The sequence below is a fragment of the Microvenator marinus genome (assembly GCF_007993755.1).
GTDB lineage: Bacteria > Myxococcota_A > Bradymonadia > Bradymonadales > Bradymonadaceae > Allomicrovenator > Allomicrovenator marinus.
Genome location: NZ_CP042467.1, coordinates 128,079 through 150,870, shown reverse-complemented (window position 1 = coordinate 150,870; position 22,792 = coordinate 128,079). Strand labels below are relative to the sequence as shown.

Here is a 22,792-nt window from a genome sequence, read left to right as displayed (position 1 = left end):
GTCACGTTGTTTTTGGCCCGTCTTCTTTGGCGTCTTCAAACTCGGACTTCGCCTCTTCAATAGTCTTTCCGTCCAGGAAGTAGGCGGTGGCGGCGCGACCTATTCCGTAAGTCGCAGCTGCCGCAATCGCAGCGGAAGCAGCCGTTCCGGGTCCAAGTGCAAGGGTCTTTAAAAGCGCCCTCGCCACTTCTCTGAGTCCGTAGCCAATCCCCACATTGAGTCCCATGGCTGCCATAAACTCGGCAGCCGTTTTTACGTTCATCTCTCGACCTGAAACGTACGCGATCCCCGCCACAAGACTCACCTGAAGACTCGTTATAGGCGCTATATCAGCCACCGGAAGAGGCGTCGCAGCAATTCCACCGCAGAGTCCCGAAACCACGTTGGTCAGGCGGTGTGCAATCGTGCGTTGAACGCGAGTCATGCGAGACAGTCGCGCAAAGGTAACCTGGGCCTCATCCGGAAGCTCTTTTGCCAGGTAGAAGACGAGGTCTTCGATACGCCACCGCTCGTCGGCACGCAACGTGCCGTCCTTCTTCCACGACATATACGAGCTCACGCCTATCACGGCGACCAAATCCTTTTTCAGCTCAGCGTGTTCACGAATTTTATCGTCGAGGTGGCGCTGTACCTCTTGGACGCGCTTGAGCTTTTCTTCAATATCGTGCGGGTCCTCGTCTTCAGCCTCATGCAGCCTAACATTTTTTGGCTCGAGCTCGTCCACATGCGTAATCACGGCAACAATCGGCATGTGTTCTTCTTTGAGTCGGCGCCGAATGTTGAGCAACGCATCGATATCTGCGTCAATCGCGGCATCCACTTCCTTTGCCTTTACCAAAAATAACACCGCATCGGGCAGGCGCTCACCAATAGAAGCAACGATTGATTCTAGTGGCGAAGACTCCTCATCTTCGCCTTCGGGCTTGCTCCCCTCTTGGAGTCCTCGAGTATCCAGAATCTCGATATTTCCGAGCTCGCTCTCGTAAGTCCACCAACGCCCACGGCCAGTTTGAGACTTCGTGTGACCAACTTCTGCCACCTCCTGTCCAAAAATCGCGTTGACGAGGCTCGACTTCCCGCTGCCTCGACGTCCAACAAGGACAAACCTTGGGGCACGTTGTTCTAGTATCAATCGTCTCAATTCGCCTAACTCCAGCCGAAGGTTTTGAGTCCCCGGAATGTTTTCCAGAAGCTCTTCGAGTTCCGCTACCAAATTCGCAAATTCGCTCACAATCACCCTCTGACTTTGCTTGGGTCGTTGTATACCATCTTTTCCGGAGTATAGCCCCTGGAGGGGTTTATGGTATCGCATTTGGCAACTCGGCTAGAGACAGGAATTTTATGAAAAATCTATCGTCAGTGCTTGTACTCTTCGTCTTAATGACATTCGGATGTGCCGGAAAAACCGTCACCGAAAGCTGTGAGATCAAACATGAAGGTCAGTGTTACACCGAGGCAAAGTCAGCCTGTGCCGCCGCGGGGTGCCCGGACGACTGTGTGCTTTTGGAGACCTATCCTGCTCAAGTAAGTTGCGAGTCCGAGACGTCCGACGCCACCGTCAATCCCGACCAACCGGTATCATCCACAAAGCCTGTACTCTTCGTAGTTTCTGGACACACAGAGCTCGGTGATACAGGGAAGAAGACCGGCTATTTCCTGAGCGAAGTGGCGCATCCTTGGCACGTTCTGTCACAAGCTGGAGTCGGCGTAAAATTCGTGAGCCCCAATGGTGGCGCGGTTGAAATGGACCCAAAGAGCAACGACCTCGAGGACCCGATAAACGTTGAATTCCTCGCGTCCCCAGACGCGAAAGAACTCACGAACACCATGAAACCATCGGACGTGAATCCCGCTGATTTCTCGGCGATTTTTTATGCGGGCGGACATGGTGCAATGTGGGATTTCCCAAACAACGCCGAACTCGCGCAAGCTGCCGCGACAATCTACGAGAATGGTGGTGTGGTTGCCGCGGTTTGCCACGGACCGGCCGGACTTGTGGATATCAAGTTGAGCGATGGGAGTTATCTGGTTGCGGGGAAAAAGCTCGCCGCATTTACCAACGCGGAGGAAGACGCTGTCGAGCTCACCTCGGTTGTCCCCTTCTTGCTCGCCGACAAACTCACGGAACGCGGAGCAATCCACGTTCCTGCCGAGAATTTTGAAGCACATGTCGTCGCCGACGAACGACTGGTAACCGGCCAAAACCCCGCGTCAGCGACTGGCGTGGGCGAGAAAATCCTAGAACTCATCAGATAAGCGCCGGTCGATCTCATTTCGGCAAGAGGCGTTTCCAAAGCGGCCGAGAGAGAAGGATGGATCGAAAGACCAGGGCTGGACCAGTTTTGCCTTTCGATTTGAGGAATTCATACTGACCCCGCAAAAACTTAGGGCCTAAGAAAGCGTCGGCGAGCTCCTGGGATTCCCGGGCATTGATCTTGCGCAATTCGTCAAGACTCATACTCGCCTTAAAGCTGCGTTTACGCCCGTCACAAATCCATTGCTTCGCAAGCTCACTCGCTTCTTCCAGCAGATTTTCGTGCGCTACAACCTGGTCCACAAGTCCTATCTCAGCGGCCTCAGAACCCGTTGGCTGCCAACCCTCAGGTCCGAGCATTCGCCGTGCAGCATCCTCGCCCACAAGCTTTGGAAGGAGCACGCTTGAGCATCCTTCCGGAGTCACGCCAAGCTTCGCAAACGGAGTGGAGAAGGTGGCGCTTTCACTAGCGATTATCGCGTCACAAAGGGTGGCTGAAGTGACGCTCGCACCAATAGCAGGACCGTTTACGGCCACCATGATCGGCTTTGGAAAGTTCAAGAACATCTCGAAAAGGCCCTGGTTTTGCTCGACGATGAACGCGTGTAGCTTAGCTGGATGGCCGGGCGAAATCACCGCACTAAGATTTACGCCTGCACAATAATAGGGGTCCGCACCGGTCAGGATCAAAACCTTGGTGTCGGCATCATTCGCAGCGCGCTTGAGCGCCGCCCCAAGGGCATCCAGCATATCCATCGTCCAGCCATTCAGCTTTCGAGGATTGTTCAAAGTGAGGGTCGTCACGTGGTCTTTTGTTTCCCACAAAATCAGGTCATTCGTTTCAGTCATTATCTCTAGCTCGTGAAAAGGTGCGCTTGGGCTCAATGCGGGCGCGAATCTAACAGCCGAGTAATCTGAACGGAAGTCAGGAATCTTCAGGTTTCGCGAACCCGACCCAATACACCACGGCGGCGAAGACAAGCTGGAAAGGCAGACGCACCCAAAGTAACCATGGTTCGCGTGGCATACCTTCGAGGTAGATTTCATTGACTGCCATATTGATATTGGCGGGAAAAACCGCGAGGAGCAGGAGCAAGAGCCCCCAGGTCGCCACTCGCCGTGTCTTTGGCACCAAAAGCCCTACACCTCCCAGGATTTCGGCCGCGCCAGAAAGATAGACTAGGCCCAGATGCCACGGCAAAACGCCAGGCATCATCTTCAAGAACGGTTCAGGGGACACAAAATGAATCACGCCGATACCGATGAATCCGAGGCCGACAAGAGCTCTCAAAACAATTCGCATTCGCTCAATTCGCACAGATGCCATAAAGGACCTCTACCCACCGGCGCCGTACACATTCACCACGTCATCAAAGGCCTGACGGACGTTGTACGAACCACCGAGATACTCCAAATGCTGATGCAACTAGGATTGCCCTCGGTGCAAAGCAATCACTCTTGGACCGGAAGAACGAGGCGTGCATCCAACCGAATGTACTCGTATGGAGGCAAGTCTAATGAGCAAGAATGCAATCGTCATAGGGGCAGGATTTTCGGGCCTCTCCGCCGCCTCTCACCTCGCCGCCGCGGGCGTCAAAGTTACCGTGTTTGAAATGCACGAGCAGGCTGGTGGCCGAGCGCGCACATGGTCCCAAGATGGATTCTGCTTTGACATGGGGCCGAGCTGGTACTGGATGCCCGACCTTTTCGAGCGCTACTTCTCTCATTTCGGCTACGACGTAAAGGACCTCTACGAACTCAAGCGCCTTGACCCGAGCTACCGTGTGGTTTGGCCTGAAGGCGACCACTCGGATGTTCCGGCTGGCGTTGACGCCTTGCGCGCGTTCTTCGAAGCGCACGAGCCAGGCGCAGGCCGCAAACTCGACGAGTTCCTCAGCCAGACAAAGTACATTTACGAGGCGGCGTATGAAGACTACCTCTTTCGCCCTTCCCTATCCTTCTTCGAGTTTGTCGACCCGCGTTTGGTCGGCGAGCTCTTCAAACTGCGCATGCTTCGCTCCATGCATCGCTATGCACGGGGCTTCTTTAAGAATGAGCGTCTGGCGCGGCTTGTTGAGTGGCCTGTACTCTTTTTGGGGGCCTCGGCTCGCGAGACGTCGGCCATGTACAGTTTGATGAGTTATGCTGATATGGCGCTCGGAACCTGGTACCCTCCGGGCGGCATGCACCGAATCATCGAGGCAATGGTGAAGGTCGCCGAGGAGCTTGGCGTAGAGTTTCGTCTCGGCGAAGCCGTAGAAGAGATTATTGTGGAGAATGGACGGGCAGTCGGCGTCAAAACACACGAAGGCACCCAGCGTGCGGATGCGGTCCTCGCCAGCGCGGATTATCACTTCGTAGAGACCAAGCTGCTGGCGCCGGAACATCGCCAGTATGATGAAACCTACTGGGAAAGCCGAACGATGAGCCCGTCAAGCCTTCTCTACTACCTCGGAGTCGAGGGCGATTTGGGCGAGCTACCTCATCACACGCTCTTCTTCGACGAAGACCTCGATACCCATATGGACGCTGTTTATGACCAGGCCAGGTGGCCCGAGGCACCTCTTTTCTACGCGTGTGCCCCCTCGGTGACCGACCCCACCGTCGCTCCAGAAGGGTGCTCAAACCTTTTCCTGCTAATCCCACTGGCGGCAGGACTTCGTGACGACGACGGGAAACGCGAGAAACTCTTCGACATGGTCATGGACCGGCTTGAGAGACATACAGGTCGACCACTTAGGGAGCGGCTTTTGGTGAAACGTTCGTACGCAATGAGAGACTTTGAAGCCGATTACGGAGCTTTCAAAGGCAACGCGTATGGAATGGCCAATACGCTGCGCCAGACGGGGCCGCTTAAACCGACGTTGCGCTCTAACAAGGTTCGTGGCCTCTATTATGCTGGACAGCTAACCGTACCGGGACCAGGCATGCCGCCCAGCCTTGTGTCAGGAGAACTCAGCGCGAAGGTGCTGATCGACGATCTTTGGAGAACAACATGAAGCCGCACATTGCAACAATAATCCTCTCAGTCATTCTCATCGCTATGTCGGCATGGGGGTACTTTGGTTCAGCCACTCCATCAACCACAGCGCTCCTTCCGATGGGCTGGGGCGTCATGCTTGCGCTTTGTTCTATCGGCGTAAAGAAGGAAAACAAGATCGTGGCTCATATCGCGGTGGTACTTGTGGTGATTCTAGCACTCGCACTTTTTATGCCGCTGAAAGGCTCTTTCGGGCGCGGCGATTACGTAGCGTTTACCAGGGTTTCCATCATGCAGCTTGCGCTATTCGGCACCCTCGCAATCTACATACGTTCTTTCGTACAGGCTCGGCGCAACAAATGAACACTGACACCATCTTCCTTTTCGATATTGACGGTACCCTCATCACTACCGGCGAGGTTGGTAGAAGAGCGTTCATCGAAGCCTTTCACGAACTCACCGGAGTCGCCGACGCTTTTGGTGGCTACAGTTTTGGTGGACGCACCGACCGTGCGATTGCCAGAGCTGGACTTCAAGCGGCCCAGCTGGTCGACTCCGAAGATGCCATCGATGGCATTCTAAGCCAGTACCTGTTGCGGCTCGAAATCACTTTAGCTGACTCGCCTGAATTCGCAGTATTGCCTGGCGTACACACGGCTATCGAAGCACTTGCAAGCCGTAATGCCTCGCTAGGAATCGGAACAGGTAATGTGGAAAAAGGCGCCCGAGTCAAACTTGAGCGAGCAGACCTTAACCGATGGTTTGGGTTCGGTGGCTTTGGATGCGACGCAGAGGATCGCGCCGAACTCCTTCTTGCAGGAGCCAAAAGAGGGGCACATCGCCTGAATCGCCCGTTGGACTCCTGTCGTGTAATCGTCATCGGCGACACCCTACGCGATGTGAGTGCTGCGCACGCCATTGGAGCCACGTGCATGGCAGTAGGTACAGGTGGAGTTTCCCGCACCGAGTTTGAGCATGCCGGTGCCGAATGGTTCTTCCATACCCTCGAAGAACCCGACGCACTTCACATTCTTTTGGGCCTCGCAAACCCTAACGAGTGATTTAGCCAATCATTGCTTTCCAGCGGGCGAGGTCCGCGGCCGGAGCTCTAAGCTTAAAGGTTGTCCCCATTTCGTCGTGTGTCTCGCTAAGCACGCTAGCCTGATGGCGAATCTGTCCTACCACTGCCCCCTTGGAATAGGGGACAAAGAGGCTTGCAGGTTTCAAAAGGCTGTCCCGCAGGCGCACCAGATTCTCCTTGAGCAGGGCTACAGAAGTCGGGTCCATCGCACTTACCTGGAGGGCCTCGGGGAACTCCTCAATAAGCCTATCCTGCGTTTCCTCATCCACCGCGTCGATCTTGTTTAGAACCAGCACTTCATCTTCGCGCTCGCCCATCGTCTCGGTCAGCGTTTGATAGACTACCTTCATCTGGTTGCGCCATGCGGGGTCTGATGCATCTACAACCACTAGAAGGAGAGTCGCGTCGCGAGCTTGATCGAGAGTGCTTCTGAAGGAAGCCACAAGTTCGTGTGGTAGATCCTGAATGAAGCCAACTGTATCACTCACCAAAACGGTGGGAGTCACGGCGGGCTGCATCTGCCTCACCGTGGTTCCGAGCGTCGCGAACAACTTGTCTTCGGCCAGGACATCGGCGCCAGTCAGAGCTCTCATCAGGGTGGACTTGCCGGCATTCGTATAGCCCACCAATGCCAGCACCGAGACATCGGTACGCTGGTCGCGCCTGGTCTGATCCAGTTTGTGGAGGTCTTCGAGCTCGTGCGTGAGCTGGGCCACGCGGTCGCGAATCCGCATCTTTTCGAGCTCAATGTTTGTGTGCCCTCGACCGCCCCGGCCACCACCACCGCGTCGGTCATTGCCAGTCCCTCGCTGGCGTAACCTCGGCAGGTCGTATCTGAGTCGAGCAAGCTCAACTTCGAGTCGTGATTCCCGGGTCTGAGCGCGTTTTTCGAAAATCTGAAGAATGACTGCCGTTCGGTCCAAAACCGGAATGTTTAAGTCATTCTCAAGATTGATTTGCTGTCGGGGGCTAAGTTGCGCGTCAACCAAAACTAGGTCCGCAATTGGCTTGACCTCATTTTCCGGCTCTTCCTCATCTTCCTCCAGTTGTGGTGGACGGGTCTGAAGGAGTTCCACGAGTTCCTCAATCCTTCCGGCTCCTAGAAAAGACGACTCGGTCCGTCGTGGCCGCTTAATCAGCTCCACGCCCACGACTTCGATACCAAGCGTGTCCGCAAGTCGGCTTAGCTCGCCGTCAACACGTTCCTCCTCATCCATGATGAGCAGGAACGCACGACCACCTTCAAACCAGGCGACCCCTTCTTGGAATGCTTCTACCGTTTCGCGGGCCATCTGGCCTCCCTTGTGCTGCTTGGACGAACGCCGTCCTGTGGCAGCGGAAGGTAGACACAAGAGAGTACCAAGTCAAAGTCAGATACACGCCAAGAATTCTTCGATGTTTGTATAGCCATCTGAATCGCGATCCGTGGCGGAATCCGAGGGATCCATTGGATCGAGTCCTCGAGCGGTTTCCCAGGCGTCTGGCATGCCGTCTGCGTCGGAGTCCGTAGTTGGAGTGCCGGCTACAAGAGTTGGCCAACCGCCTACTTCGTCCGGATGGTCGATGAGTTGACCGGTCTTGTTGATGACATCAGCCACCACCCGGGTATCGACCGAATCACGTAGCGGCAGGGACGCGCCCACAGTAGGCAAAAGCGAGTCTTGAAGAGCAGACGCTGCTACGGGAGCTATCGGGGCTGAACTCATTGGGAACGGTGTGAGAGACCGCGCCTCGGGGGGCAACGGCGAGCCATTATAATCTCCACCGTGAATTCCCCCCCAACCGATAGCGGCCCAAGGGTCATTGATATCCGAACGCGGGCTAATGTTGTCATCCACGAACAAAGAGCCTGGCAGTGGGTTCGATACGATGATTTGATACCGGGACGGTCGGTAGTTCAGGCCAGGCAAATAGACGTTGCCCACGAGGTTTGCACGAGCGCCCTCGGGCATTCCAAGAGTAGTTCCCACCTGATACCCGTTGTAAACAACATTATTCACAACCTCGAAGGGGTGGGCAGATTGAACGAGCGGACTTCTGTCATCGTTGTGCGCAAAAAGATTCCTTAGGATGGACATCCTAGCGTTGTCCGGGCCAGCGATGAGCCCCTTGGAATGAGGCTCTTGATACTCATGGGTAGAGTCAAAAAGAGCCTCGGAAATGATGCTATCTTGTATTGTAATGTCTCTAGCGTCGTACCAGAAATTTACGTTTTCGTCTGTCGCCCAGCTAAACGACATGTTTGCAAATATCAGCCTTTCGCCCCCTGCCACCGTAAGTGCATCCACACTGTTCGACAGCAGAGTCGATGGCCCTGGCCTGACCCGAATGTGTTGAATGACGATATCGTCGGCATTTGTCGTGATGGCGGGCGATCTCACCGATTCAGCTGTTCTTATGGCAATCCCACCGCCTGGAGCGCTCTGGCCAGCGATCGTGATGTTGGGATTCTGAATGCTCAATGTCGACTGAAGCTCAATGGTTCCGGCAACCTCGAACACCACAATTCGCGGCCCCTCGGCTTCGATAGCCTCACGCAATGAGCCGGCGCCGCTATCATTCAAGTTGCTCACAACCAGAACCTGCCCTCCTCGCCCACCTACCGAAGCCGCTCCAAACCCAAGCGCTCCCGGAAACGCACGAAGAGGACCAAAATCTCTACATCTTGGCTCAATGCCAGTGCCCATATCTTCAAGATCGACACCTACGTCGGGCAGTCGATCATCACCCCCCCAGTCAAGATCCTCCACTTGGCCTAAGTCGACAACTGAAGGACCGAAGTCAGATGAAGAAGAGTCGGGTGTAGCATCGGCTCCAGTTTCTATTTGCGTTGTCCCTTCACATCCCCAAGTCAACGAACCCGCGAGTAAAGCCATAACCAAGTTTCGCAATCTCATCATATCTCCGCAGGGAAGTCGTAAGCAGGGCTAAGTGGGCAGCCTAAAGAGCCTCGTAGTTGATGTCTAAACTAATCGTCCCCTTCCAGATATCTCCCTGAGAGATGTAGTCGCCCCAGGCAATATTCCTTCTCTCATATCCAATCCATGCCCCAATCGCTCCGTATTCGAAGGCGTAGGCGTAGCCCGCTCGGCCACCATAATCTAAGTATTTGTGTGTCTCTGACCACTTTCCAGCAAAACTCAGCATCACGGGGTCGATTCCAAGGAAACCCTCCACACCGAAACCAAAGAGAAACCAGGGGTAGACCTTTTGCGTGTAAACAAAAGGCATTCGGAAGAACCACTCGCTATCGTCGTTGTCCAAAAGTGTCTCGGGAAACCCGGTGTTCGGATACTCATGGAGGAAAGTGTAGCGCCCCATTCCGAGGCGAAACAGAAACCCATATCGCAGCCAAGCTTGGTCGAACATAAAGTCGGTGAATCCGATATGCAGGCCACCCTCGCCCACCTCACTATCGATCGCATATTCCCGAATCGGGTTGGCGTCGGAGATGTTTAGGCGATTGTCTGTCCCGCCTCCCCATCGGTAATACATCCCGCAATCGAGTCCCGAATATTCGGCAGGACTGTGCTGACGGTACTCATACTCATACGTGGTTTTTCCTTCTTCAATGGCTTTGTTCCTCGCCGAAGTGGCGTTTCCTAAGGCTTCCGTGGTGGTCATCAAAGAGCCACAGACAATTCCTGAGCGATCGAGCAAGGCAATCTCGTTGGTCTGATGCTCAAGATCGTAGCCTTCGGTAAGTGTATTGGAATTATTGTTGGGAGTGATGGCCTCGGTTTCCAATGCACGCGAGTAGCTCATATGGGAGCAAGCCGTGGTCAAAAGGATTCCGAGGGGCATCAGACCGACCGCGGCGAATTTCAAGTACTGCATTATGTTCCGAGGTTGAGTTGACACATCTTATTCGCGCACGGCCAGCGCGCGCAAGTAGCGGTGGTCTCCGTTCAATCCCGAGGCAAAGCCATTCTCACGTGCTTTGAAGACGGAACGACGGTATACTCCCACAACCAACTGTATGGACGCTGGATAACCCGAAGACGCGGGGGTGTTCCAGAAACTAATCGGTCATTGCGGTTTGCCGTTCACAACGCCAAGCATTCTGCGTTTCTATACAGTGCATCGGATATTGAAATCCTTGCACAAGAAGACGTAAACACGCACCCCTATCTGCAAAAGCTCGGCCCGGATCCTCTTCTTGAAGAAGTGTCTGAAGCCGAAATTCTTCAGCGCTTTAAGGACCCAAAGTTTTCTCGACGCCAACTTGGGACCCTGCTTCTTGACCAGGGATTCGTGGGCGGCATCGGAAACTACTTGAGGAGCGAGATACTCTGGTACGCAGGGGTACATCCAAAGGCAAAACTCGCCGAACTCGAACAGACACGCCTGGAACTCCTGGCACAAGGCACCTATCTCCTAATGCAGCGTGCCTATGAAACGGGGGGCGTAACCAATGAACCCGACCGGGTAGCGAAGATGAAAGCGAATGGAATTCGCCGACGAGATTACCGTCACTTTGTCTTTGGACACGAATCCAAGCCGTGTCCAACCTGTGATGAGGCCATCATCCGAGAGGACCACGCAAGCCGCCGAGTCTACCTATGCCCAAGCTGCCAGAGATAAATAAACAACGGGGTTAGACCGACACCTTTGAAGCCCTGGTCGCAAGGATTGCCAGAAGTACGATACCGCAAAAGAGTGCGGCCTCTAGCACTTGCGCCAACCCTTCGAAATAAGGAAGAGAGAAGACAGCCAGGAGTGCTGCAAAGCCCAGACGCCCCGCCAGACTTTGTAGTGAAAGATAAGTAACCCGAATCTCACTAGAAAGACGGGGCGCTACAGCGGCCCTTAACGGGGCATCTTGGAGGGCCCTCGGAACAGAACGCAACAAGAGAAAGAAGACCACCAGCCAGTTCTCTAAGAAGGCCATCAGACCCACCAAAAGAAGCTGAGCCGCAATCGAGACTAGAATGACCTTCTTCAGCCCCAAACGCTCTGCAAGACTACCGCTCAGACGTGCAAATGGCACAGCGACCAGCATAACAAGTGCCATGTGAACACCGGCCATCAACGGAGTCATCCCATCCGCAAAGTGGCTCGGTTCTAGTTCGCTGAGATAGGCTTGATAGAACTCGTAGGGGATATGATTCACAATGGTCGCGACAACGAAGGCGAAAAAAAGCCAACCCAGTGGTGCGTTGCGAGTTTCGGCCAACGATAGCCTCACAGACTCCTTGATGTTCATTGAGCTCGGTTCATCGGTTTCCAGAACGGGCTTAAACGCAAGCGTCACTGCGAGCGCCAGACAACCAGCCGCCCCTGAAAGCACGTAAGGGTACACCAATTCAACGCTCGCCAAACCTCCTCCACAAAGAGCAGCGAGAGCCGTTGAGGCGAAAGTCACGCTTGAGATTCGCGCTTCTCGCGACGAATACTCTTTGACCAAATCGAGTGCCTTGAGATTTGCGAGGTGAAAAGACGTATCAGTTCCTGAATTTAGCGCCAATCCCAAGGCGAGCAAAAGTTGGGCAATCACAAACTGCCAAAAGGTCGACGCCAACACGAAAACTGCGTATGCCAAAGCAAGAGATGATGCGGCGTAGACAAGCGTTCTTCGACGTCCAAACCGATCCGAAAAGTACCCGCTTGGCACCTCAAAAAACACCACGCCCAGATAGTAAACGGAGCCGAGGAGAAGCACTTCGTCAAACGCGACTTTGGAGAGAAAGAAAAGGAAGAAAACCGGCATCCATGCGAAGAATGAGACTGCCCCCACGTACCACGGATAAAGCGCAAGATTACGCCGCGCGTTGCTCACTTGATTCATGGGTGATCGAGCCAAAGCGAAGGACCATGGCCGGCACAACAACCATGTTCAACAAAGTGGATGAAAAGAGACCGAAGAGAATCACAAGTGCCATCGGGGCCTGGATCTCACTTCCAGGCTCGCCCAACGCCAACGCTAACGGGAGAAGTCCAAAGCCCGAGGCGAGTGCCGTCATCAGGATTGGCGATAGGCGCTCAGATGCTCCTTGAATCACGGCATCTCTTGGACTCACCACACCTTCTTCTCGCTGCAGGTGTTTGATGTGCGTGACCATCATGATGCCGTTTCGTGTGGCCACCCCAAAGAGCGTAATAAACCCGATGATTGAGGCGATGGATATCACACCACCCCCCACCCAAACGCCGCCCACCCCACCAATCAAGGCAAGGGGTAGGTTCAACATGACGAGGCTCGCGTCTCGGCCTGAACCCAAGGCCACAAAAAGCAGCAGAAAGATGCCCAGAATGACCAGCAGACTCAGCCAAAAGAGCGCATTCGCAGCCTTTTCGGCGGCCTCAAACTGCCCCCCGTACTCAATATGATAGCCGCTCGGAAGCGTCATCTTACCTAGGCGTTCGGCAATCTGATCGACTGCTGTCCCAAGGTCTGAACCGCTCGCAACGTTAGCCATCACCACGATTTTTCGCTGTCCGTTCTCACGACTAATCTGATTTGGAGTACCGTCCCTCGAAACTGTGGTGAGTGCTTCTAACGGTACCCAAGAACCGTCTGGAGCCTTGATACGTGTTGACCGAATCTTAGCTTGGGTCTCGCGAGCTGAATCCGGGTAACGCACAACGAGATCTAGAGAATACGGCCCCATAAGTAGCTGTGACACAGTTCGCCCATAGAACGCGGTCTCCAGTGCTTCAGTGACATCGTGCACCTTGAGCCCATGCATCGCTACGGCATCTCGATCCAACTTCATTGAGAGTACCGGCAGATGGCTCTGCTCTTCGATAGCAAGATCGACAAGCCCCGGTACGGACATCATTTCCGCTTCAGCGAGGCCAGCCAGTTGCTTCAGCTCGTTGAGGTCAGGCCCAAAGATCTTCACGGCGATATTCGCTCGTGTTCCGGAAAGCATGTGGTCAATCCGGTGCGATATTGGCTGCCCAATCACGATATTTGTGCCGGGAATCTGCTTAAACTCTTCGCGCAACGCCGCCAAAAGTGCAGCTTCGGATCGTTCGTTCATCTGCAAACGCACATCAATTTCCGAGGCATTGGTCCCCATTGCGTGCTCGTCAAGCTCTGCCCTACCCGTACGTCTCGCGGTTGAGACGACTTCTTCATGAGAGAGAAGAATGCGTTCAACGCGGCCGGCAATCTCGTTGGAACGAGTGAGTGAGGTTCCGGGAGGACTCACCACGGAGATGGTCAGTGCGCCTTCGTTGAACTCCGGTAAGAACGATCGCCCCGCCACCAACGCGGCGGCCCCAGCGAGTAGAACGGCAATGAGAGCGATTGAGGCAAGCGTCTTCCATGAACCCACCGTCTTTTGCAACATAGATTCGTAGCGGCCCCTCAACCACTTGACCCCCTTGGGCTCCAGCCCCTCTCGAACAGCCTTACTATTTGGCAGAAGCAACAAACTTAGGACTGGCGTGACCGTGAGGGCCACCACGAGCGATGCTCCCAAAGAGACGATATATGCCACACCGAGTGGCTCGAGGAGCCTTCCCTCCACACCCTCGAGGAAGAAAATCGGCGTGAATACGAGCATAATGATGAGAGTCGCAAAGACGATCGATCCTCGAATCTCCTTGCTCGCGAGGAACACGAGCTCAGGGATCGAAACTTCGGTAAAAAGCTCTCCCGCAGCCCTTTGACGCAGACGTCGCACGATGTTTTCAACATCGATGATGGCGTCGTCTACGAGCGCCCCGACTGCGATCGCCATGCCGCCAAGAGTCATCGTGTTGATTCCTGCACCCATGGCCGAGAGAACCAAGACAGTAGCCAAAAGGGAGAGCGGAATCGCAAGTGCGGTGATGATGGTTGCACGGCCGCTCATGAGGAAGAAGCCGATGATCAGGATTACGAGGAGAGCACCATCTCGCAGGGCTTCGGTGACATTATTGACCGCATTTTCGATGAAGTCGGCCTGCCGCAAGAGGGCGCGGTCGAGTTTGACGCCTTCTTCCAAATCAGCCTCGACGCTGTCGAGCACCTCCTCAATGCGTCGAGTGAGTTCAAGGGTATTCACGCCGGGTTGCTTCTGAATCCCCATGATGACTCCAGGACGCCCTGAAACGGCCGCATCGCCACGTTTTAGCCCTCCGGCTACCTCCACGTGGGCGAGGTCGCCCAAACGAATAGGGAGGCCCTCACGCGCTGTCACAACCGAGTTTTTTAGATCCTCGATCGTCGTTGCCCGTCCCAGGCCCAACAACAAGACCTCTTCCCCACCTTCCTCGTAGAATCCGGCCGAACTATTATCACTCGCCTCAGCCACCGACTCAACGACTTCATCGAGTGAGACATCGTAAGCTTGTAGGTCCGCAGGCCTAATGATCACTTGGACTTGTTGGAGGGCACCACCGATCGGAACCACCTGTGAGACGCCCGGAATGGCGAGTAGGCGGCGGCGCAATTCCCATTCGGCGAAGGTGCGAACCGAAGCTGGCGAAACAGTCTCTGAGCTGAGCCCAATGAAGAGAATTTCACCCATGATGGACGATGTTGGCGCAAGTACCGGTGGCGCAATATCAGGCGGGAGCGAAGCTTGAACGAGCTGCAGCTTCTCCGCGACGGTCTGGCGCGCCCGGAAGATGTCTGTGCCCCAGTCGAATTCGACCCAAACCACACTGATGCCGACCGACGTCGAAGAACGCACACGGCGAACACCCGTGGCGCCATTCATTCCAGTTTCGATCGGAAAGGTGACTAGTCTCTCCATTTCTTCCGGCGCCATACCGTGTGCGTCGGTCACCACGGTCACCGTTGGCGAAGACAGGTCGGGGAAAACATCGAGAGGCATCTCTCGCGCAATCAAGAATCCCCAGACCATCATCGCCGCAGCTAAGACAAGGACGAATAGACGATTCTCAAGGGACCATTTAATGATTGAGTCGATCATGGATAACCCTCAGTGCGCGTGGCCGTGACCGATTTCATCGGAGGAAATGCTTGCCAACTTGACCGTGTGGGCCCCAACCGCTACCACACGTTCGCCCTCTTCCAGACCGCGGGTGATCGCTATCCAATCGCCGTCTTCGATGCCTCTGACGACCGGGCGCCTCTCAAACACTTCCCCTGCTATCTGGACAAAGACCACGTCCATACCGGCGTCGAAGACCAGAGCTGAGCGAGGCACCGCTAGCGTTTTCAGGGGCTTATCCACAACGACTCTCGAATTGGTGGTCATACCGGCAAAGAGTCGACCATCAGGATTATCGACTCGAAATCTGGCCGGCAACGTTCGACTTTTGATGTCTACCTCGGCCGCCACAGACATCAACGTGGAGGCATCCAGTTCAAAAACATCGGTGTATCCAGGTAGTTCAAACCAAACCCCTTGGATGTTTCGGACCTTGCTTAAATACGCCTGCGGTATCGCGGCATCCAGCCACAGCCTCCTTGAGTTCACCACGCGCGCGATGGGTTGACCGGCCTGAACCCATTCACCGCTAGCCACAAAGAGTTCGGCCACCTGGCCACTGAGCGGCGACGGGATACGAAGACCGTCGCGCCCCCCTGATACACGTTGGGAGCCGCCAATATTGCCTTGCCGACGCTGTGCAGACTGCAATGCGGCTCGGGCTTCAGCGAGCGTACTCATCGCATCATCAAGTCGCTTCTGAGGTACGATTCCCTGCTCAACGAGGGGGCCCAGACGCTTGACTTCCCTATCTGCGGACGAGACACGAATTCGGGCGGCTTCCAGAGCAAATTCGAGCCCAGCAAAGTCCGCGTCCTCTTGTGGCCCAACGCTCAAGACAAAGAGCTGTTCTCCCAACTCGACCGACTTACCCACCATCGGATAATCGCCCGGAGCTCCAACCCGCCCGCTCCGAGGCGCCGTAATGAGGGCCTCGGCGTCAGAAGGAAGGGTGAGCCGCGCAAAAGCTTCGAGGGACGGGCGAAGCTCACGGTTGGTCACGGCACTCGTTGAGAAATCCATCTTCCACTGGTTTTCGAGCGTAAAGGAGATTCCTTCTGGTGGGTGTTCATGGAAGTTCTTCTTCGCCAAAGCCTCTGACTCCCAAACTTGAAAGTATCCGAGGTCAAAGGCCTGAGGCCCTTCTTCAGTCTCTAGGCGCACCACAACTTGGCGCTTTCCAGCTGCTTTGGGTGTCACGAGCGGGCGGAAAATCCCCGGAACTGAAGCCTTTTCCACAACAAACTGCTCGGGAGTGGCGTCCCCGGCGGTCAAGATGACAGTGACCTTTCCTTGCGCGACAGGTTGATGGTCATCAAGGCCCGTCAAATGGACTGCAAAGGCACTCTCTTCTCCCTTCACAAGCACCGGAAACTCGACAAAGAGCTGAGTTTTGGCCCCCCAACGGGTGACCTGATGGGACATACCTTCTTCATCGTGGCCATGACCGTGGCCAGCCTCTTCGGCATGGTCATCGTGCGCATGGTCATCGTGCGCATGGTCATGGCAACCCATGATGGTCAAAAGCAGCGATATCAATACGATTACTCTCATTTCACGACCGCCGTGTTCAGAAATTGCAGATCGACAAAGGCCCGACGGGCCTCCCATTCGAGCTCGATACGGGTGAGTCCAAGCTCGAGCTCACTTCTCATGGCCTCTATGACGTCAAAGAGGTTCGCCTCATCGGCTCCGTAAGCCTTTCGGACACCATCACTTAGCAACACGTCCTCTGTGGCGGGGGGCATCGCCGCGAGCGCGTCACGCGTGACTTGAAGCCGCCGCGAAGCCGAATCCCGTGCCGCCATGAGCCTTCGTCCCAACTCGTCGGCCTCCACTTGAACCAAAGTGGCTTTCGCCTCAAGAGACTCCTTGAGAGGAGCATCAATATTCCAGAGCGCAAGCGGGATGGTGAGCGAAACCAAAACGCCGTGAGCCGCCTCGGCTTCGCGCTCAAAGCGATATCCCGCGCCAATTTCCCAGTTTCGAAAGCCAGGACTTCCCCACCCCGAAGCCTCGAGTTCAAGCGCCTGCTCTTCGATACGTAGAATTTGCTCGGATGGATGCTCAGCGGTCGTTTCCAACGTCGCGTCCGGAAGCAAGTTGCCTTGAGTAGATTGACGCTCTTGAACACCGGTCCACGCCGTTAAATCACCCCACGCCTCTTCGAGCTCAATCGTGGCGCGGGCCTGCTCGGCTGCGACGAGCGCAATCTGCCGATGAACCCGCACAACATCCAAACCAGCTGCGTCCCCCGCATTTGCGCGGGCCTTAATCATCCCGAGGGTATCTTTGAGGCGCGCCTCAACCCCCTTTATGAGCTGGGTCTTCTCTTCCAAGAATCGCACTCGCCAGAACGCGTGGCGAACCGCAGCCTCAATCTCTGACTCCAACAATGCCGCTCGAGCCTTGGCCTTCTGCTCTCTTAACGACGACGCTTCTCGCAACGCACCTCGCCAACCACTTAGATCGACGCTCTGAGATATCCCAACAACGATCTCATCACGACGCAGCTCGGGTCCCCAAAGAGGCTCGTATTCAAGACTCAAACTCGGCAACTCATAGGCTGTCCGCTCACTTACCTCGGCGCGTTCTAAGTCAAGCTCCGCTGCTAATCTCTCTTTGGAATTGAGCTCCTTCGCCAAAGTGACGAATGTCTCCTCATCCCATGACTCGGCGAAGAGACTCGAAGGAACAACCATCAAGAAGACGCAAAAAATGCGAGCAACCATCGGACTTTTAAGTATAGGCATACTGAAGATCGCAAGAAACATAGCTAACTCAATGAAGCAAAATCGAGAGCAAGAGCTCAATAGCGTTGTGCACCGGCCAAGCGCCCAAGATGGCAAAACAAGGCAGCGCCAAGGCCACAGGCACCGCATGTGAATGACCTTCTTCGGGACCATCGAGAAGACTTCTTACCCTCGGACCAATGGTGCCGAGCGTCTGGAGTTCCAAACCTCGCATCCGCGCGACTTCGGTCAATGCCTTCGCTACGTGAACGGGATGGGCATCCCGAGCTGCCTCCGAATCGCATGCGAGTTCGCGAAGAAGGTGCAATCGCTTTAAGAGCGGACGCGATGTCTTCTCCGGTAAAATCGAAGCCGCAAAACGGTCAAGGGCGGCCAAGAGCGCATCGCGCCGGCGCGCGTGTGCACGCTCATGAGCCAGAATGGCGTTGAACGACTCCGGGCCAAGGCCCTGAATCAATCCCGAACTCACCAGAATCTTCGGCTCCGTCCAACCCACGGTCAGTGCGATAGGCTCGACCTGGTCCAAAACCCGAATCGAAGCGTCAGATTCGTGAGGCCTGCTAGTCTGAAGCAGTGTTCGCACCAGGCGTCGCTCTCTCCAAATCCGCCTTCCCGTTGCGCTCACCAACACGAGGCTCGGGAGAGCGACCAGAAGCGGAATCAACAACGCCGTAGATCTGTGAGAATGCGACGGGGCGTGCCAAACACAAAGATGGTGATGGTGCGCGTTCATCGAACAATATTCTGCGCCGAACACAAGGCCAGTCACGATGGCAGGCGACATGGCTGAAACAACCACCAAGAGGGACACCCAGATCGGGGCGTAGAGCCATAGCCGCAACACCAATGCGTCAGCCCTTCGCGACTCCCAGTTTCTCGGCACAAAACGCACAACCAGTAGCCAGACCATCGGAGCCACAACCGCAATGGCAATCAAAAGCGCTTTCAGGAACACGCTCACTCCTCGCCCCCTTCCAATCTCTGAGCGATCATCTCTTCGAGCATTCTCAACGAATCTTCGCCCTGCTCTTCTGCTAAGTCCAAGAAGGCCGCGAAGAAGCTTGAGCTATACTGATCATCAAACTGGTTGGCGATTTCCCCGATCAAAAGCTTTTGGAGGTCAGCCCGAGATATGGCCGGGCTATAGACGTAGGAATGACTGACTTTTTCGCGGTGCAAGAGCCCTTTTTGGTGCAGCCTTTTTAGAGCGGAGGCCACGGTGTTGACCGAAACATTTCTCGGTTCTCCCACCAGCTGATGCACCGAAACTGGCGAGAGCTCGCCATTTTTCCAAAGCGCATCAAGCACATCGCGTTCAAGGTCTCCAAGGGCTAGTTCTGGCACTCTGAGCATAGGTCCTCCATCACACTGCTCGAGAATAGCCATGAATCTCCGAGAGTCAATCGGAGTTTTACCGCCCGCCAAGAAAAACGTGGGTTCACGCGTAGGTAGCGTGGAGCCAAAAGGTCTTTGGAAGCTCTTCGAGCTCGAGGACTTTTGACCCGACACCGTCTGTACATGCAGTGATCAGGGGCTTGGCATAATCTTGAAAATAGTCCCCCGACGGGTCGGGCTTTGCCTCAGGCGCATAGAGTCCAGCGACCGTCCACCCGGAAGCCGCCAAATAGAGCGCCTCATCGCGCGGGACCAATTCAAACTCGGTCGCGAATGCTTTCCAAAACTCGCTTGGAATCTGGGCGTGAGCGTCGCTCGAAATATTTGCCCTCTCAACCATGACTGGGGACGCCCCTGCTGTGTACGCCTGCACGAGCCCAACGAGTGCCGGAGCGTACTCGTAGTCTTCGTCGTGATCGTCGAACTCAGTCCAGTTGATGGTGGTACCAAGATGAACGAACGCCAGAGGGAGCTGAGTTTTTTCTGCCCATTCTCGGACGAAAGCTTCCATCCGATAGACATGATCCTGAGTGGGTGGCTCGTCGAGGAAACGGCCTGAGACGATCAGCGCCCAGTTATCTAAGTCGTCAAAAGTATCGAAACCAAATTTTGGCAAGGGATGTGACATGAGATGTCCTTGTGGTGGGCAGAAAAGCCGCATGCTCCTTCACACAGAGAGACCTCGAAAGCAAACAGAACTTAGAAGATCACACCAACTGTCCCTTGATGTTCTTGCCCTTGATCTTCCCTTTCCGAAGTTTGACGAGGGCGGCTTCGGCCACCTCACTAGCGACCGCTACGTAGCTCGCTCGCTCTTCGATCGTGATCTTCCCAAGGGCGTCCACGTCCAGCCCGAACTCGCCAGTGAACGCACCCACAACATCGCCTGGGCGCAGTTTGTCACGCTTGCCAGCGAAGAGCATCAGCGTGCGCATTTTGGCGGGTTCTGGACTTGTGCTCGCGGAAGGGAGTTTGGAAGCCATTCGAGGCTCAATTCCACCGAGAAGCTCAGGTAGAGCTTCGACCTTTCGAGCATCGCTTCGCCCAAGAAGGCTAATCGCAAGGCCGGATTCCCCTGCCCTGCCTGTTCTGCCGACTCGGTGCACAAACTCCGTGATATCTCGAGGCATCTCGAAGTTGATCACAGCACCGAGCTCTTGGATATCGATCCCACGCGCTGCGACGTTCGTGGCCACGAGGAAACGCACGCTCTGGTTCGAGAAGAGCCGCAACACGGCCTCACGGTCGCGCTGCTCCATTCCACCGTGCAGCCCCTCCACCGAATAGCCGGCGTGTTTCAAGACAGCACGGCACGCGTCCACGGTGTCTCGCTCGTTGCAAAAGATCACGGCAGATTCAAGGCTGTGGTAGCTCAGCACGCGCTCTAGGGCATCAAACCTATCAATTCCCTGCAAATCGTAGAGAATTTGGGTGATGTCCGGCGTCTCAGAATCCGCCTCAACCCATACTGGATCCCGTTGAAAAGTCTGACTAAGGCGCTCCACATCCTCAGACATTGTTGCTGAGAATAGGTGGGTTTGGCGCTCCGGCGCCACCAACTCAGCGACCGTCTGCACATCCTCCAAAAAGCCCATATCCAACATGCGGTCTGCTTCATCGAGCACGAGGGTTCTGACCTTGGAGACGTCCAGTGATTTTCTGCGAAGATGGTCTAAGACACGTCCCGGCGTTCCCACCACCACGTCCGCACCATGAGCAAGGGAAGTACGCTGCCGACTTACCGAAGTACCCCCGGTCAGCACCACGACATTCGTATTAGGTATGGGCCTTGCGAGGCGCCGAATCTCTTCGGCGACCTGCGTTGCCAATTCGCGCGTAGGACACAAAACCAACGCTCCCGGCACTTGCCCCGCGGGCTCAATCTTTGAGAGCAACGCAAGACCGAACGCAGCCGTTTTCCCGGTCCCTGTGCTGGCCTGGCCAATCACGTCTTTGCCTTCCAACATATGGGGCAGCGCGTCCGCCTGAATAGGCGTCATCTGAAGATAACCAAGTTGGTCGAGGTTCTCCAACCACGTCGCTTCGAGGTTCAAATTAGCAAAGGATTTATCCGACATACTCTCTCCGGGGCATACAACGTGTCTTCTGACCTGTATTCCCAGAGTTTCCAACCCAAATCTTCAAATTGTGCTTCTAGTCGACGAATGGGTCGCTGAATTTTGGGTCCTCGACGAGCTCTCGGTCAGTCAGAGTCTTGAGAAACGCCACTAACGCCGATTTTTCAGCCGATGTCATGTTGAACTCGAACGCAGCCAGCGGACCATTGAGATTCTGAGCAGGCTGAACGCCATTTGAATAGTGTTCGATGACATCCTCAAGCGTCGCAAAGCGCCCGTCGTGCATGTAGGGTGCCGTCAGTTCCACATTACGAAGTGATGGAGCTTTAAACGTTCCTTCGTCAGTCGCAAGGCCGGTCACGGCGCCGTATCCACGGTCAGTTATCTCGGCATCAAGGCCGTTGGTCGTGGCTTCAACAGGAATCATCCCTTCGCCTTGATGACACGTAAAGCATGCGAAACCCCCACGGCCTGGTGGGGTCGAGAAAAGGAACTTTCCGAGGTTTTCTTCAGCTGTGAAGTTTGGAAAGTCCTCGGACCTCGCGCTAACTTGAGCGCGTCCCACGTCGTAGCGACTCTTTGTGCTCACAATACTTCGAATGAACTGAGCGAGAGCCTTCGAAATTCGATCCGCGCTGACCGAAGAATCTCCAAACGCGGCCTCGAAGAGCGGCGAATAGTAAGGGCCGCCCTCGACCCGAGCTACCAGAGTCTCCAAGGTCATACCCATTTCGACTTGATCTTGGAATGGCATCAGAACCTGCTCCTCAAGTGTAGACGCCCGCTGGTCCCAAAAGAACTGACCCGCCTCGTAATATCGAGCATTGGTCAAGCCCATGGAATGCCTGCCCGTTAGCCCCCCATCGAACCCCACGCTCAGCACACGATTGTCGGAGAAACCTAGCTCTGGCCGATGGCATGACGCACAAGCCACGGTACGATTTGCACTCAGATTCTTATCGTAGAAGAGCACACGACCTAGCGTTGCCCCCTCGTTGGTGACCGGATTGTTCGCCGGAGTGTTATCTGCGGTCGAAAGGGGCTGCTGCTGATGAAAACGCTCTGACTCGTAGTTAAAATGGGAAGGCGTATCGATGAGTGCATAGTTGTAGAGTTCCTCAGGTAGGAAAATCGTGGATGTGTTATCTGAATCAGGTGAAGTCTGCTTTGGAGGTTTTTCGTCCACTTCGATATCCATCACATCTTCTCCTTCTGACGAATCAGAAAGAGGTAGAGCCCCACCAGCCCCAGAGCACCCTACCGAGAGCGCCACGAACCAGAGAGAAAACACACAAAGTTTGAAGGGGGTTTGAATCGGTGACATGGCTGCGCTCCTCGCAAGAGAGATGGACTCTCTTAG

At 55.1% G+C, this 22,792-nt stretch carries 20 protein-coding genes; 5 read left to right on the top strand and 15 right to left on the bottom strand.

The window, feature by feature from the left end:
- Position 1 precedes the first annotated feature (1 nt).
- Positions 2–1,231, bottom strand: a complete 1,230-nt coding sequence (locus FRD01_RS00595) for a GTPase family protein (RefSeq protein WP_249755893.1) — start codon at positions 1,229–1,231, stop codon at positions 2–4.
- Between the two features lie 110 nt (positions 1,232–1,341).
- Between FRD01_RS00595 and FRD01_RS00590 the strand changes: the two genes are divergently transcribed.
- Positions 1,342–2,256, top strand: coding sequence for a type 1 glutamine amidotransferase domain-containing protein (locus FRD01_RS00590; RefSeq protein WP_249755892.1), 915 nt, complete (start codon positions 1,342–1,344; stop codon positions 2,254–2,256).
- 13 nt (positions 2,257–2,269) lie between these two features.
- Here FRD01_RS00590 and FRD01_RS00585 read toward each other — a convergent pair whose 3' ends face one another.
- Positions 2,270–3,103 (bottom strand): enoyl-CoA hydratase/isomerase family protein, encoded by an 834-nt coding sequence (locus FRD01_RS00585; protein WP_146956657.1) that lies wholly within the window; start codon positions 3,101–3,103, stop codon positions 2,270–2,272.
- A gap of 76 nt (positions 3,104–3,179) precedes the next feature.
- Positions 3,180–3,581, bottom strand: coding sequence for a DoxX family protein (locus FRD01_RS00580; protein ID WP_146956655.1), 402 nt, complete (start codon positions 3,579–3,581; stop codon positions 3,180–3,182).
- A gap of 190 nt (positions 3,582–3,771) precedes the next feature.
- Between FRD01_RS00580 and FRD01_RS00575 the strand changes: the two genes are divergently transcribed.
- The 3 genes from FRD01_RS00575 to FRD01_RS00570 are packed head-to-tail and all read left to right on the top strand — an operon-like array spanning position 3,772 to position 6,295.
- Entirely contained in the window at positions 3,772–5,253 is a 1,482-nt protein-coding gene (locus tag FRD01_RS00575) for a phytoene desaturase family protein (protein ID WP_146956653.1), read from the top strand.
- Positions 5,250–5,597 carry a hypothetical protein gene (locus tag FRD01_RS24080; protein WP_249755891.1) on the top strand — a complete coding sequence of 116 codons (348 nt, stop codon included), beginning with the start codon at positions 5,250–5,252 and terminating at the stop codon, positions 5,595–5,597. Before FRD01_RS00575 ends, FRD01_RS24080 begins: the two co-directional genes overlap by 4 nt.
- Positions 5,594–6,295, top strand: coding sequence for an HAD family hydrolase (locus tag FRD01_RS00570; RefSeq protein ID WP_249755890.1), 702 nt, complete (start codon positions 5,594–5,596; stop codon positions 6,293–6,295). The genes FRD01_RS24080 and FRD01_RS00570 overlap by 4 nt, the downstream gene beginning before the upstream one ends.
- Position 6,296: 1 nt before the next feature.
- Here FRD01_RS00570 and hflX read toward each other — a convergent pair whose 3' ends face one another.
- The 3 genes from hflX to FRD01_RS00555 form a co-directional block, all read right to left on the bottom strand.
- Positions 6,297–7,607 carry a GTPase HflX gene (gene hflX, locus FRD01_RS00565; protein WP_146956649.1) on the bottom strand — a complete coding sequence of 437 codons (1,311 nt, stop codon included), beginning with the start codon at positions 7,605–7,607 and terminating at the stop codon, positions 6,297–6,299.
- 78 nt (positions 7,608–7,685) lie between these two features.
- The gene (locus FRD01_RS00560; RefSeq protein WP_146956647.1) at positions 7,686–9,212 is read right to left on the bottom strand and encodes a pectate lyase family protein; all 1,527 of its coding nucleotides are present in this window, start codon (positions 9,210–9,212) and stop codon (positions 7,686–7,688) included.
- A 43-nt stretch (positions 9,213–9,255) separates the two neighbouring features.
- A complete protein-coding gene (locus FRD01_RS00555; RefSeq protein ID WP_146956645.1) occupies positions 9,256–10,152 on the bottom strand; it encodes a hypothetical protein in 897 nt (298 codons plus the stop codon).
- 60 nt (positions 10,153–10,212) lie between these two features.
- Between FRD01_RS00555 and nei the strand changes: the two genes are divergently transcribed.
- Complete coding sequence (gene nei, locus FRD01_RS00550; protein ID WP_249755889.1) at positions 10,213–10,899, top strand: endonuclease VIII; 687 nt, start codon at positions 10,213–10,215, stop codon at positions 10,897–10,899.
- 13 nt (positions 10,900–10,912) lie between these two features.
- On the opposite strand, the gene FRD01_RS00545 is transcribed toward nei, so the two are convergent.
- The 9 genes from FRD01_RS00545 to FRD01_RS00505 form a co-directional block, all read right to left on the bottom strand.
- Entirely contained in the window at positions 10,913–12,103 is a 1,191-nt protein-coding gene (locus FRD01_RS00545) for an MFS transporter (RefSeq protein WP_146956641.1), read from the bottom strand.
- Positions 12,075–15,185: an efflux RND transporter permease subunit gene (locus FRD01_RS00540; protein ID WP_146956639.1), complete on the bottom strand. Its 3,111-nt coding sequence runs from the start codon at positions 15,183–15,185 to the stop codon at positions 12,075–12,077. The genes FRD01_RS00545 and FRD01_RS00540 overlap by 29 nt, the downstream gene beginning before the upstream one ends.
- A 9-nt stretch (positions 15,186–15,194) precedes the next feature.
- On the bottom strand, positions 15,195–16,760 hold the full coding sequence (locus FRD01_RS00535; RefSeq protein WP_249755888.1) for an efflux RND transporter periplasmic adaptor subunit: 1,566 nt from the start codon (positions 16,758–16,760) through the stop codon (positions 15,195–15,197).
- Positions 16,757–17,980 carry a TolC family protein gene (locus FRD01_RS00530; protein WP_249755887.1) on the bottom strand — a complete coding sequence of 408 codons (1,224 nt, stop codon included), beginning with the start codon at positions 17,978–17,980 and terminating at the stop codon, positions 16,757–16,759. The genes FRD01_RS00535 and FRD01_RS00530 overlap by 4 nt, the downstream gene beginning before the upstream one ends.
- Positions 17,981–17,987: 7 nt before the next feature.
- Entirely contained in the window at positions 17,988–18,914 is a 927-nt protein-coding gene (locus FRD01_RS00525; RefSeq protein WP_146956633.1) for a M56 family metallopeptidase, read from the bottom strand.
- A 2-nt stretch (positions 18,915–18,916) separates the two neighbouring features.
- Complete coding sequence (locus tag FRD01_RS00520; RefSeq protein ID WP_146956631.1) at positions 18,917–19,345, bottom strand: BlaI/MecI/CopY family transcriptional regulator; 429 nt, start codon at positions 19,343–19,345, stop codon at positions 18,917–18,919.
- A gap of 52 nt (positions 19,346–19,397) precedes the next feature.
- A complete protein-coding gene (locus tag FRD01_RS00515) occupies positions 19,398–19,982 on the bottom strand; it encodes a hypothetical protein (protein WP_146956629.1) in 585 nt (194 codons plus the stop codon).
- 79 nt (positions 19,983–20,061) lie between these two features.
- On the bottom strand, positions 20,062–21,432 hold the full coding sequence (dbpA, locus tag FRD01_RS00510) for an ATP-dependent RNA helicase DbpA (protein WP_146956627.1): 1,371 nt from the start codon (positions 21,430–21,432) through the stop codon (positions 20,062–20,064).
- Between the two features lie 76 nt (positions 21,433–21,508).
- Entirely contained in the window at positions 21,509–22,756 is a 1,248-nt protein-coding gene (locus tag FRD01_RS00505; RefSeq protein ID WP_146956626.1) for a cytochrome-c peroxidase, read from the bottom strand.
- Between the last annotated feature and the right edge of the window lie 36 nt (positions 22,757–22,792).

What these genes read in the sequence shown, in the direction of transcription:
- dbpA (WP_146956627.1), bottom strand. Translation starts at nt 21,432, where the DNA reads ATGTCGGATAAATCCTTTGCTAATTTGAACCTCGAAGCGACGTGGTTG.
- FRD01_RS00575 (WP_146956653.1), top strand. Translation starts at nt 3,772, where the DNA reads ATGAGCAAGAATGCAATCGTCATAGGGGCAGGATTTTCGGGCCTCTCC.
- FRD01_RS00540 (WP_146956639.1), bottom strand. Translation starts at nt 15,185, where the DNA reads ATGATCGACTCAATCATTAAATGGTCCCTTGAGAATCGTCTATTCGTC.
- FRD01_RS00535 (WP_249755888.1), bottom strand. Translation starts at nt 16,760, where the DNA reads ATGAGAGTAATCGTATTGATATCGCTGCTTTTGACCATCATGGGTTGC.
- FRD01_RS00505 (WP_146956626.1), bottom strand. Translation starts at nt 22,756, where the DNA reads ATGTCACCGATTCAAACCCCCTTCAAACTTTGTGTGTTTTCTCTCTGG.
- FRD01_RS00515 (WP_146956629.1), bottom strand. Translation starts at nt 19,982, where the DNA reads ATGTCACATCCCTTGCCAAAATTTGGTTTCGATACTTTTGACGACTTA.
- hflX (WP_146956649.1), bottom strand. Translation starts at nt 7,607, where the DNA reads ATGGCCCGCGAAACGGTAGAAGCATTCCAAGAAGGGGTCGCCTGGTTT.
- FRD01_RS00530 (WP_249755887.1), bottom strand. Translation starts at nt 17,980, where the DNA reads ATGTTTCTTGCGATCTTCAGTATGCCTATACTTAAAAGTCCGATGGTT.
- FRD01_RS00520 (WP_146956631.1), bottom strand. Translation starts at nt 19,345, where the DNA reads ATGGCTATTCTCGAGCAGTGTGATGGAGGACCTATGCTCAGAGTGCCA.
- FRD01_RS00555 (WP_146956645.1), bottom strand. Translation starts at nt 10,152, where the DNA reads ATGCAGTACTTGAAATTCGCCGCGGTCGGTCTGATGCCCCTCGGAATC.
- FRD01_RS00570 (WP_249755890.1), top strand. Translation starts at nt 5,594, where the DNA reads ATGAACACTGACACCATCTTCCTTTTCGATATTGACGGTACCCTCATC.
- FRD01_RS00545 (WP_146956641.1), bottom strand. Translation starts at nt 12,103, where the DNA reads ATGAATCAAGTGAGCAACGCGCGGCGTAATCTTGCGCTTTATCCGTGG.
- FRD01_RS24080 (WP_249755891.1), top strand. Translation starts at nt 5,250, where the DNA reads ATGAAGCCGCACATTGCAACAATAATCCTCTCAGTCATTCTCATCGCT.
- FRD01_RS00580 (WP_146956655.1), bottom strand. Translation starts at nt 3,581, where the DNA reads ATGGCATCTGTGCGAATTGAGCGAATGCGAATTGTTTTGAGAGCTCTT.
- FRD01_RS00590 (WP_249755892.1), top strand. Translation starts at nt 1,342, where the DNA reads ATGAAAAATCTATCGTCAGTGCTTGTACTCTTCGTCTTAATGACATTC.
- FRD01_RS00560 (WP_146956647.1), bottom strand. Translation starts at nt 9,212, where the DNA reads ATGAGATTGCGAAACTTGGTTATGGCTTTACTCGCGGGTTCGTTGACT.
- FRD01_RS00585 (WP_146956657.1), bottom strand. Translation starts at nt 3,103, where the DNA reads ATGACTGAAACGAATGACCTGATTTTGTGGGAAACAAAAGACCACGTG.